The sequence below is a fragment of the Sulfitobacter sp. genome (assembly GCF_041552635.1).
Lineage (GTDB): Bacteria > Pseudomonadota > Alphaproteobacteria > Rhodobacterales > Rhodobacteraceae > Sulfitobacter.
Window position 1 is genome coordinate 1 of sequence record NZ_JBFEKM010000141.1, and the last position, 10,832, is coordinate 10,832.

9 protein-coding genes are annotated in these 10,832 nt (G+C 57.9%); 4 read left to right on the forward strand and 5 right to left on the reverse strand.

Going from position 1 to position 10,832, the window contains the following annotated elements; translation table 11 throughout:
- On the forward strand, positions 1 to 868 hold an 868-nt coding region (locus tag ABYT07_RS15375; protein ID WP_372992922.1), incomplete at its 5' end, for a thiamine pyrophosphate-dependent enzyme.
- Positions 790 to 2,412, forward strand: coding sequence for an indolepyruvate oxidoreductase subunit beta family protein (locus ABYT07_RS15380; RefSeq protein WP_372992923.1), 1,623 nt, complete (start codon positions 790 to 792; stop codon positions 2,410 to 2,412). The genes ABYT07_RS15375 and ABYT07_RS15380, both read left to right, overlap by 79 nt.
- A gap of 46 nt (positions 2,413 to 2,458) precedes the next feature.
- Here ABYT07_RS15380 and xylA read toward each other — a convergent pair whose 3' ends face one another.
- From xylA to xylF, 5 genes are all read right to left on the reverse strand, one after another.
- Positions 2,459 to 3,757 (reverse strand): xylose isomerase, encoded by a 1,299-nt coding sequence (xylA, locus tag ABYT07_RS15385; protein ID WP_372992924.1) that lies wholly within the window; start codon positions 3,755 to 3,757, stop codon positions 2,459 to 2,461.
- Positions 3,758 to 3,779: 22 nt separating this feature from the next.
- Positions 3,780 to 5,213: a xylulokinase gene (xylB, locus tag ABYT07_RS15390; RefSeq protein ID WP_372992925.1), complete on the reverse strand. Its 1,434-nt coding sequence runs from the start codon at positions 5,211 to 5,213 to the stop codon at positions 3,780 to 3,782.
- Positions 5,214 to 5,234: 21 nt separating this feature from the next.
- Positions 5,235 to 5,978 (reverse strand): ATP-binding cassette domain-containing protein, encoded by a 744-nt coding sequence (locus ABYT07_RS15395; protein ID WP_372992926.1) that lies wholly within the window; start codon positions 5,976 to 5,978, stop codon positions 5,235 to 5,237.
- Position 5,979: 1 nt separating this feature from the next.
- Positions 5,980 to 7,293, reverse strand: coding sequence for a sugar ABC transporter permease (locus tag ABYT07_RS15400; RefSeq protein WP_372992927.1), 1,314 nt, complete (start codon positions 7,291 to 7,293; stop codon positions 5,980 to 5,982).
- A gap of 127 nt (positions 7,294 to 7,420) precedes the next feature.
- A complete protein-coding gene (gene xylF / locus ABYT07_RS15405; protein ID WP_372992928.1) occupies positions 7,421 to 8,443 on the reverse strand; it encodes a D-xylose ABC transporter substrate-binding protein in 1,023 nt (340 codons plus the stop codon).
- A 283-nt stretch (positions 8,444 to 8,726) separates the two neighbouring features.
- On the opposite strand from xylF, the gene ABYT07_RS15410 reads away from it, so the two are divergent.
- Positions 8,727 to 9,923: an ROK family protein gene (locus tag ABYT07_RS15410; protein WP_372992929.1), complete on the forward strand. Its 1,197-nt coding sequence runs from the start codon at positions 8,727 to 8,729 to the stop codon at positions 9,921 to 9,923.
- A 26-nt stretch (positions 9,924 to 9,949) separates the two neighbouring features.
- The coding region (locus tag ABYT07_RS15415) for an FG-GAP repeat domain-containing protein (protein ID WP_372992930.1) at positions 9,950 to 10,832 on the forward strand (883 nt) is incomplete at its 3' end.

Below are 10,832 nucleotides of genomic sequence, written 5' to 3' on the forward strand. Positions count from 1 at the left end.
ACAGGAATTGGGCAAGCATCAAATCAGCGGCGACATTGGCTGCCATCTTTTTGCTGCGCTGCCGCCGTTTGAGATCGGCGGCGCGACCATGGGCTATGGGCTTGGCCCCGCGTCCAACGCTGCGTTTGATGGCGGCGGTGAACGGCGCGCAATCTCGATCCTTGGCGATGGTGGCTTTTGGCATAACGGGCTTAGCTCTTCGATCGGGAACATGGTTTTCAACAAATCCGATACTGTCGCTGTCATTGTTGATAACTATTATTCCGCTGCGACAGGTGGGCAGGATGTCCTGTCCAGCCGCGCGAAAAACGACACTAAATCTACGAATAATCCGATTTCCGCTGCACTTAAGGGGGTCGGCGTCGAATGGGTTCGCCAGATTGACCGCACCTATGACGTCGGCAAAGTCCGCGAGGTTCTGCGCGAGGCACTGACGACCGATTACGCGGGTCCCAAGGTGATCGTTGCGTCCTCTGAGTGTATGCTGAACAAGCAACGGCGCGAAAAACCGCTGCGCAATCAGGCGATCAAAGAAGGCCGCCGCGTCGATATCCCGCGTTTTGGCGTTGATCCGGATGTTTGCACGGGCGATCATGCTTGTATCCGCCTGTCCGGTTGCCCGTCGCTATCGCTAAAAAAACTTGATGACCCGCTGCGTGACGACCCCGTGGCGCATATTGATCAGACATGCGTCGGCTGCGGAAATTGTGGGGAAGTCGCCGATACCGCAATTTTGTGTCCGTCGTTCTATCAAGCCGATGTCGTGCATAACCCGACTGGGTTTGAGGCATGGCGCGCCAAGCAACGCAGCAAGGTGATCGCTTGGCTGCAACAGCGGCGCGATACGAAACGGTTGGTGCTGCGATGAACGCGTTGATCCCTGCGAAAACGCCAGATGCGCGCGTGGCGCAGATTACGAAATTGGCTGTCATGGCTGTCGGCGGGCAGGGCGGCGGCGTGCTGACTGCCTGGATCGAAACGCTTGCCCGCGCCCAAGGCTATGAGGTGCAGGCCACCAGCGTTGCAGGCGTGGCGCAGCGCACAGGTGCCACGATCTACTATATCGAAATGACGCCCCAAACCGACCACCAGCCGATTTTTGCACTGGCCCCGTCAGCCGGTGACGTCGATATCCTGATCGCGGCCGAGATGATGGAGGTCGGTCGCGCCGTTTTACGCGGTTTCGTGACGCCGGACCGTACGACGCTGATCGGATCGACCCACCGGGCCTTGGCTGTGTCCGAAAAAACGGTTCCGGGGGACGGCATCGCAAACGCTGACGAAGTCCGCGCCGCTGCAGAAATTGCCGCACAGAGACTGATTTTGGCGGATATGGAGGGGTTGGCCGTCGCCCAAGGGTCAGTGATCTCGGCAAGCCTGTTCGGCGCTTTGGCCGCGTCTGAGGCGCTGCCGTTTTCGCGCGACGCCTTCGAAGATTCGATTCGTCAGAGCGGCAAAGGCGTTGATGCCAGTCTGCGCGCCTTTGCGGAGGGGTTTAAGGCCGCGCATGCGGGCGTTGAGCCCGTCAAAGAGATCTCTGACGCGAGCGCCAAAATCGTGGGTCCGCAAACCCTTGTGGAAGATTGGGAGAAGCTGATCGTAAGGGTCGAAGCCCTGCCGTCGAGCGTGCAATCGATGGCACTTGCAGGATTGCAAAAGGTCGTGGACTTTCAGGATTGCGCTTACGGCAGCACTTATCTGGAACGCCTTGATGGAATAATCGCGCTTGATGCTGCCGAGAATGACTGGCTGCTTAGCATCACAGCCGCGAAATATGTCGCCAATGCGATGGCGTATGATGACATCATTCGCGTTGCTGACATCAAGACGCGGCAGCCCCGATTTGATCGGATCAGGACAGAAATGGGCGCAAAGCCGGATCAGGTCATGCAGCTCACCGAATATTTCCATCCCCGCGCCGAAGAAATTGCGGGCCTGCTGCCTGCCGGACTTGGCGCACGGATCGAAGGGCAGCCCAAGACCATGGACCGACTGGATCGCTGGTTTGGAAAAGGCCGGCGTTTGCGCACCGACAGTCTGCCGGCTTTTGCAATGTTGCACGTTTTGGGCGGGTTGAAATCCTACCGTTTGAAAACCCGCCGTCACGCGGTTGAGGTTGCCCATCTTGACGCCTGGTTAAGCCGCAGCATTGACCCGCTTGCCACTGATTATGCGCTAAGCGTTGAACTTTTGCGCTGTCGGCGGCTGATCAAGGGGTATTCTGACACCCACGCCCGAAGCCAAACCAAATTTGATAGCGTGATGAACGGTGCAGCGCTTTTGAAGGGGCGACCGGACGCTGCTGAATGGGTGGCTCGATTGCGGCACGCTGCACTTCAAGACCCCGAAGGCAAAGCCCTATCTGGTGCGTTAGAGACTGTTCGCAGCTTCGTAGATCCCCAAACGCACTAGAATACGTTTGGGGCTGAGCGTTGTTTGAAACGCGCGATTGGCCGGATCAAAGGTAACGGTTCACCAGATTCTCCAACGCTTCCTGCCGGCCCGAAGCAGGCTGCGGGTTCAATGCGTCTGCTTTGACCTGCGCGTTGATTGTTTCAAGGTCGCTGTTCAGCAACCCCTGACCACGATCCGATCCCCAGCCCGCATAACGTGCCTCACGGGCGGCTTCCAGTTTGCCGTCTTCCAGCATCGCGGCGGCTGCCTTTAGCCCACGGGCACAGACATCCATCGCACCGACATGGGCAAGGATCAAATCCTGCGCATCCAGCGATTGACGGCGCAGCTTGGCGTCGAAATTGGTGCCACCAGTTGTGAAACCGCCTGCCTTGAGGACTTCGTAATAGGCCAAAGCGACCTCGGGCACGGAATTGGGGAACTGATCGGTATCCCATCCCGACTGGTAATCGTTGCGGTTCATGTCGATCGACCCGAAAATGCCAAGCGCGGACGCCAGCGCCAACTCGTGCTCAAACGAATGTCCCGCCAGGATCGCGTGCCCCTGTTCGATGTTCACTTTCACCTCATTCTCAAGTCCGAAATCCTTGAGGAAACCATAAACGGTGGCGACGTCGTAGTCGTACTGATGTTTGGTGGGTTCCTGCGGTTTGGGCTCGATCAGGATGCCGCCTTTGAAACCGATCTTGCGTGCATATTCGACCGCCATTTGCAGGAAACGGCCGGCCTGTTCACGCTCACGTTTCATGTCGGTGTTCAGCAGCGTTTCATAGCCTTCGCGCCCGCCCCACAGCACATAGTTTTCGCCACCCAGCTTGTGGGTCACGTCGATGCATTCTTTGACGGTCGCGGCGGCGTAGGCGAAGACATCAGGGTCGGGGTTGGTCGCCGCACCGGACATATAGCGCCGGTTCGAGAACAGGTTCGCTGTGCCCCACAGCAATTTGGTGCCGGTCTGTTCCATCTTTTCGCCGAAATAATCGGTGATTTCGTGCAGACGCGCTGTGCTTTCGGCGAATGTATCGCCTTCGGGGCGCACATCGGCGTCGTGGAAACAGAAATACGGCTGGCCTAGGATCTTGAACATATCGAACGCGGTATCCGCCTTGATGCGTGCGTGATCCATTGTGTTGCCAAACCAGGGACGCTCGAACGTCTGGCCGCCAAACGGATCGCCGCCTTCCCAAGCAAAGCTGTGCCAATAGGCGACGGCAAAGCGCAGATGTTCGGCCATCGTCTTGCCCATCAGCATTTCGTCAGGGTTATAGCTGCGATAGGCGAAATCATGGGTCGCGTCGGGATCATAGGTGATTGTTGGGATACCATCGAAAAATTCAGTCATGGGAGGGGTCCTTATGGATAGGTCAGCGCAGAGATTTAACCGCGCGGTATGTATCGGAATAGCGGGCGTGCGCGTCGGCAAAGGCTGGAACAAGTTTTGAATCAGGCTCTATCACGCGGGAAACGGGGGGTGGGACGGCGATTTCGGCACCTGCGCCAGTCGCAGCCATGCGTCCCAAGCGCGCAGCGCCCAAGGCGGCACCAAAGTCACCAGCAGCAGGCAATTGGATCGGCATATCCAGCGATGTCGCAATGGCCTTGAGCCAGTAGTCGGATTTCGACCCGCCACCGACCGCGATCAGGCTGTCGATCTTGGTACCGGTCAACGCCATCGCGTCAAAACTGTCGCGCAAGGCGTGGGTGACCCCTTCGAGAACCGCGCGGACCATCGCAGCACGGTCTGTTGCGTGGCCCAGATGCAGGAAACCCGCGCGAATTTTTGCATCATTGTGAGGTGTGCGTTCGCCGCCGAGATACGGCATGAAAATCGTCCGGCTGGGTGCTTTCAATTGCCCCAAATCACCGGTCAGCCTTTGTGCATCCTCGTTCAGCATACCCGCCAGCCAGTTCAGCGCGTCCGTTGCAGACAGGATCACCCCCATCTGGTGCCACAGACCCGGCAGCGCGTGGCAAAAACTGTGCAAAGCGCTCTCTGGTGCGGCGGCATAGCTGGGCGTCGCGGCGAACAACACGCCAGATGTGCCAAGCGACACGAACGCCTGACCCGGTTTCACAACGCCCATCCCGATGGCAGAGGCAGCATTATCACCACCGCCCCCCGCGACAGGAATGCCCGCAGGCAAGCCAAGCTTGACGGCGATTGATCCGGTCAGGGTGCCAGAAACGTCGGACCCTTCAACAAGGCGGGGCATTTGTGCCCGTGAAAGACCCGACAGCGCCAGCAATTCATCCGACCAGTCGCGCGCGCCGGTGTCCAGCCAGCTGGTGCCAGCGGCGTCGGACATTTCTGAAACGGCCTCGCCTGTTAACCAAAACCGCAGCGCGTCTTTGGGCAGCAACACCTTGTCGATCTTTGCAAAGGTATCGGCCTCGTGCCGCCGGACCCATTCAACTTTGGGGGCGGTAAAGCCGGGGAAAACGATGTTCCCCGTCACTTTGCGCCAGATCGGGTTGGCGTCCATCTCGGCGGCCTCTGTAGCAGCGCGGGTGTCGTTCCACAGCATACAGGGGCGCAACGCCGCGCCGTTTGCGTCGATCAGCGTCGCGCCATGCATGTGACCGCTTAGGCCGATGCCTTGGACGCCGCTTAGGTCAACGCCCAAACCACGCACTGCGGCCGCACAGGCGGTGAACCAATCATCAGCGGTTTGTTCGCTCCATCCGTCGTGGGGGCGCGATACCTGCAAGGGGGCGTTGGCTTCGGCGATGATGTTTTCATCACGGTCCACCAGCAGGGCTTTCAGGCCGGAGGTGCCCAGATCAAGGCCTAGAAACATGGTTTTTCCTTTTATCAGAGCCTAGGCCGCGTCGCGCGCCTTGCCCATGATGATCATGCTCAGGATGTCATCCTCGGTCACGTCACCGACTTTTTCAGTGCCGATCATGGTGCCGTTCTTCATCACCGATACGCGGTCGCATAGATCCAGCATTTCGCGGGTGTCGTGGCTGATCAGGAAGATGCCCAGGCCCTGCGCCTTCAGTTCCTTGATCAGGTCCGCGACCATCTTGCTTTCGTGCACACCCAAGGCGGCTGTGGGTTCATCCATGATCAGGATCTTCGCATTGAAATATACCGCCCGCGCAATCGCTACCGATTGCCGTTGACCACCAGAAAGCGCCGAAACAGGCTCGCTTATTTTCTTAAAGTTGGGATTGAGCCGCGCCATGATCTTGCGGGTCTCTGCCTCCATCTTGGCGTCGTCCACCAGACCGAAACGGTTGGTCAATTCGCGCCCCAAAAACAGGTTACTTGGCGCATCAAGGTTATCGGCAAGCGCCAGCGTCTGGTAAATCGTTTCGATGTTGTGACGGCGGGCATCACGGGGGGACTGGATATTGACCTTGTTGCCTTCGATCCAGATTTCGCCTTCGTCCATCTGGTACGCACCGGCCAAAATCTTGATTAGCGTCGATTTACCCGCGCCGTTATGGCCCAGCAGGCCGACAACTTCGCCCGGATACAGATCAAGCGACACGTTATCGACAGCGCGAACGCCCCCGAAGGACAGCGAAATATTCTTGAGCTCTACTAAAGGTGTCATATCATTTCCCTCCCGTGCGGCGGCGATAGACAATGTCGATCCAAACGGCGAGGACAAGAACAGCCCCCACAACGATGTTTTGCAGCGGTGCGTCGACGCCCACCATGGCCATGCCCGATTGCAGCGACTGCATGATCAGCGCGCCAAGGATCGCGCCGTGAATGGTACCGATGCCACCAGCAAGGGCCGTCCCGCCGATCACCGCAGCGGCGATCACGCGCAGTTCATCCAGCGTGCCGATGTCGTTTGAATGGTTCGTCAGACGGGCCGACGCGACAACCGCAGACAACGCCACCAAGGCACCCATCAGGGCAAATATCTTCACCGTCAGCATTCGTGTGTTGATGCCGGACAGTTCCGCCGCATCAGGGTTGCCCCCGGTCGCAAAGATATACCGCCCCAGCCGCGTGCGTTTCGCAACGACGGTCATGGCAATTGCAATCGCGATCAGCAGCAACACGGAATAGGGGATGCCGTAAGCCGCTGTATAGCCCTCTGGCATCACCTCACCGCTTGCTTTGAATTCGCGGATCAGGCGGGCGGTTGGCACCTCATAGGCATTCAGGATCGCAACAAAGCCAAGGATACCGACAGCGATGATCAGTCCGACAATCGCTTCTGCCCAGACGGGCTTGACCGGGAAACCATGGTTGACCTTGTTGCGCCGCGAGGCCGATAGCGCCCAAAGCGCGAGCAGCACTGCGATGATGCCAACAATCCAAGACCAAGTTTCGCCCAGCGTCCCGTTGATACCACCAAGCTTGCGGAATGTTTCATCGAGGGGGCCGATGGTTTGGCCGTCCGTCATATACCACGCCACGTTCCGCCAGATCAGCAAACCACCAAGTGTCACGATAAAGGCAGGGATCGTCAGATAGCCCACAAGCCATCCCTGAAACGCGCCGATCACGGCACCCACGACCAGACCAACTGCTATGGTAATCCAAGGGATCAACGGATGACCAAGGCCAAGCCCCAGCATCTTGGGCAAAATGTCAGTTTGGGTGATTGCCATCGCGGCTGAACAGGTCGCGAGCATGGCCCCCACAGAAAGGTCGATGTGGCGGGTGACGATCACAAACACCATGCCAGTGGCCATGATGGCGACGCTGACGGTTTGGATGGTCAGGTTAAAAATATTGCGCGGCGTCAAAAAACGTCCGTCGGTCAGCACGTTAAAGACCAAGCACACCAGAACAAAGGCACCGATCATGCCCAACAAGCGTGTGTCGATCTCGAGCTGGGTCAGGAACGAACGTTTGGCGGCTGTCGGTGACGGATGTGAATCAGTACCGGGTGTTGATGTATCTGTCATGTAATTGGCTTCCGGATTGGGTCGCGGTTTCTTTCAGCGGTCAGGACCTCGGGTAAGGCAAAGGCCCGCGCATAAAAGGAATAAAGGGGGGTGCATCCCGACCGGGGCCGGGATGCAATTGTTTTGATTACTGGCAGGCTGCGACGTCTGCAACACCTTGGCAAAGCGCCTCTTTGGTGATCCAGCCGGCATCCAGAACGGCGTTCAAGTTGTCGATGGTAACCGGCACGGGGGCCAGAAACTTGGCGGACAAGGTTGTGCCGCCTGGCGACGTCCATTCCTGCGCGCCATCAACGGCACCCATTTCAGTACCACCAGCAAGGGCGACTGCGATTTCAGCAGCGTTTTTACCCAGATCGCGGGCGTCTTTCCAAACGCTAACGGTCTGTGTGCCCATGGCAACGCGGTTCAACGCAGCGTGATCGCCATCTTGGCCGGAAACGGGTGTGCCTTCCATGCCTTGCGCTGTCAGGGCTGCAACCGCCCCACCAGCTGTACCGTCGTTAGATGCAACAACCGCATCAACTTTGTTATCTTGCGCTGTCAGGATTTGCTCCATGTTGCGCTGTGCGTTGGCAGGCAACCAGCCATCGGTGTACGCTTCGGCAACGATGGTGATGTCGCCCGCATCAATCGCGGATTGCAGGACTTCTTGCTGGCCGCCACGCAGGAAATCAGCGTTCGGGTCGGTGGGCGAACCCTTGATCATGACGTAGTTGCCTTTTGGCATTGCTTCCAGAACCGCGCGGGCCTGCATGCGGCCAACTTCGACGTTGTCGAATGTCAGGTAAAACGCACGAGGATCTTCGATCAGACGGTCATAGCCAACAACCGGAATACCTTCGTCAGCCGCGGCTGTGATGGCTGGGCCAATCGCTTGGCTGTCTTGTGCCAGAATGATCAGGGCATCAACGCCTTGGGCGATCAGGCTTTCCACATCGGACAATTGCTTGGCCGAGGACGACTGCGCATCTGCGCTGACGTATTTCGCACCTGCAGCATCAAGCGCTGCCTTGATCGCGGCTTCGTCAGTTTTCCAGCGTTCTTCTTGAAAGTTGGACCAGCTAACGCCGACAGTGATGTCTTGGGCTGTGGCGGCGTGGGTGAATCCGGCAGTGGCGACAGCCGCTGCCATAAAGAGTTTACGCATTTCTTTCCTCCCAGATGAAATGTTCCGATTGCCTTTGGTGGCTTCGGGTTCTTCGTATCTCTGAGGTTGCGCAATTTAATTCAGTTGTCAAAATAAATTTTGCAAATGAGGATAAAGAATTTGACAGAGACCGGCAAAAAGCGGCTTATTTCAGGTGGGAGAGGCGGGGTTTTTGATTAAAGCTGCCGCGATTGGGGGATAAAATTTGGCAAGCGAATTAATTCGACACGCCTCGCTGGAAGGTGCTGAAACAGCCTCATTGGGCTGCGGGCCCTGCTTGGCGATGCCTCAGAATGACACGCGGCCGTTGCGTCAGCAAGTGTTTGAACAGGTCCGCGCCGCCGGACATATGCCGCGCATGGATGTTGCCCGCGCGCTGGACATCAGCCCCGGTTCCGTGACGACAATCACCTCTGATCTGATCGCGCGTGGTCTGCTGCAAGAAGTCGAAGACAGCCAGCGCGGCCCCAGTCGCGGGCGGCCCCCGATTGCCTTGCGTGTGGCACCACACAGCGGGTTCGTCATCGGGATGAAGCTGTCGGATGAACGCCATACCGCCGTCTTGATGGACCTTGCCGGTACCGTCATTGCCGAAGCCCAACTGGCCAGCGGTGCCTTGTGTCAAACGACCGATAAGATTTTAGCTGAGGTTTCGACCCTAACAAGGAAGCTTTTGCAGAAATCCGGCCAATCACAAGCGTCAATCAGTGCGATCGGAATTGGGCTGCCCGGCATTGTCGACGCCTGTACCGGTGTTGTGAAATGGTCGCCCGTGATGACCGATACTGAAATTCCCTTGCGCGAAATGCTACAAAGCGCGTTGGGGCTGCCTGTGTCTTTGGACAATGATACCAATCTGTTGACGCTTGCCGAATTGTGGTTTGGGGCTGGCCGGGGCATCTCGAACTTTGCCGTTGTCACGATTGAACGCGGCGTTGGTATGGGGCTGGTGCTGAACAACCGTCTGTTCAGGGGGGCCTTGGGGCCAGGAATGGAGCTGGGCCATACCAAAGTGCAGTTGGATGGTGCCCTATGTCGCTGCGGTCAGCGCGGCTGTCTTGAGGCCTATATCGCTGACTACGCCCTTGCCCGAGAGGCCGGAACTGCCCTAGGCCGCGACCCAAGGCTGGATAGTTCTGCTGTCACGATGATTGAAGCGCTTTACGAACAGGCAAACGAGGGGAACGAGGCCGCATTAGCGATCTTCCGTCGCGCGGGCCGGTTCCTAAGCGTCGGTCTGGCGAATATCGTGCAATTATTCGACCCCGAGCGGATCATCCTAAGCGGCGAACGCATGCGCTATGACTATCTAACGGCCGACGATATGTTGGCCGAGATGAACAGCATGATTCTTCCCGCCGGACGTACGCCCACCCCAGTCGATATTCAGGCTTGGGGCGGATCTGTGTGGGCAAAGGGTGCCGCTGCTTTGGCCCTGTCCAACGTCACCACCGCCCTTCTGGGGGAGAATGTTGCGTGATTGCCCGCCTGACGTCGATTTTCTGTATGATGGGGGGCGCTGTTTGCGCTGATCCGCTGTTCGAGGATATCACCGCTGCCCTGCCCGACCACCAATACACAGGCGGATGGGAACACTTCGTCGGGGGCGGTGTTTCGGCGTTTGAATGTTCTGCCGACGGGCGGCCCGATCTGGTGGCTGCGGGCGGCACATCGCCGATGATTTTGTTAAAAAATGTCTCTGAAACAGGGAAAATCGCCTTTGATGAAGTCTCTGTGGCGGGTGAAATAACAGGCGTGACCGGTGCATATCCTGTAGATATTGACGGGGACGGGGTGCTGGATCTTTATGTCATGCGCGTCGGGCCTGATCGTGTTTTGCAAGGGGGGCCTGACTGCACTTTCACCGATGTGACAGCACGCTGGAATATCCCGCAGACTGATCAATGGACCACTGCGTTTACCGCGTGGTGGGACACGGGCGCACGTTTTCCGACCCTGGCTGTCGGTCATTACGTTGACCGCATAAACCCTGACGGGCCATTTGGCACCTGCGATACCCAGACGATTCTGAATCCTCAGGATGGCGATACGCCCAGCTATCGCGCCGAGCTTCTGACCCCCGGGTTTTGCACCCTTTCGATGCTGGCATCGTCAGATGCGCGCGGGCGAAAATCACTGCGCATATCCAACGATAGACACTATTATGTCTCCGGCGGGTCAGAGCAGCTTTGGGACATAAGGGACCGCCGCTTTCTGACTGCAGATGACGGGTGGGATACGGTTTCGCTGTGGGGAATGGGCATCGCAAGCCGTGACTTGAACGGCGACAAGCGGGATGAACTTATGCTGACCTCGATGGGGGATCAGTTGATGCAGATCGCGCAGGCAGATGGGCGTTATATCGGCGCGCCCTATGATATCGGCACCT

Excerpts from the sequence above, each read along its gene's own strand:
- ABYT07_RS15410 (WP_372992929.1), top strand. The coding sequence starts at position 8,727 with ATGCCTCAGAATGACACGCGGCCGTTGCGTCAGCAAGTGTTTGAACAG.
- ABYT07_RS15400 (WP_372992927.1), bottom strand. The coding sequence starts at position 7,293 with ATGACAGATACATCAACACCCGGTACTGATTCACATCCGTCACCGACA.
- xylA (WP_372992924.1), bottom strand. The coding sequence starts at position 3,757 with ATGACTGAATTTTTCGATGGTATCCCAACAATCACCTATGATCCCGAC.
- ABYT07_RS15380 (WP_372992923.1), top strand. The coding sequence starts at position 790 with ATGGCGCGCCAAGCAACGCAGCAAGGTGATCGCTTGGCTGCAACAGCG.
- xylF (WP_372992928.1), bottom strand. The coding sequence starts at position 8,443 with ATGCGTAAACTCTTTATGGCAGCGGCTGTCGCCACTGCCGGATTCACC.
- xylB (WP_372992925.1), bottom strand. The coding sequence starts at position 5,213 with ATGTTTCTAGGCCTTGATCTGGGCACCTCCGGCCTGAAAGCCCTGCTG.
- ABYT07_RS15395 (WP_372992926.1), bottom strand. The coding sequence starts at position 5,978 with ATGACACCTTTAGTAGAGCTCAAGAATATTTCGCTGTCCTTCGGGGGC.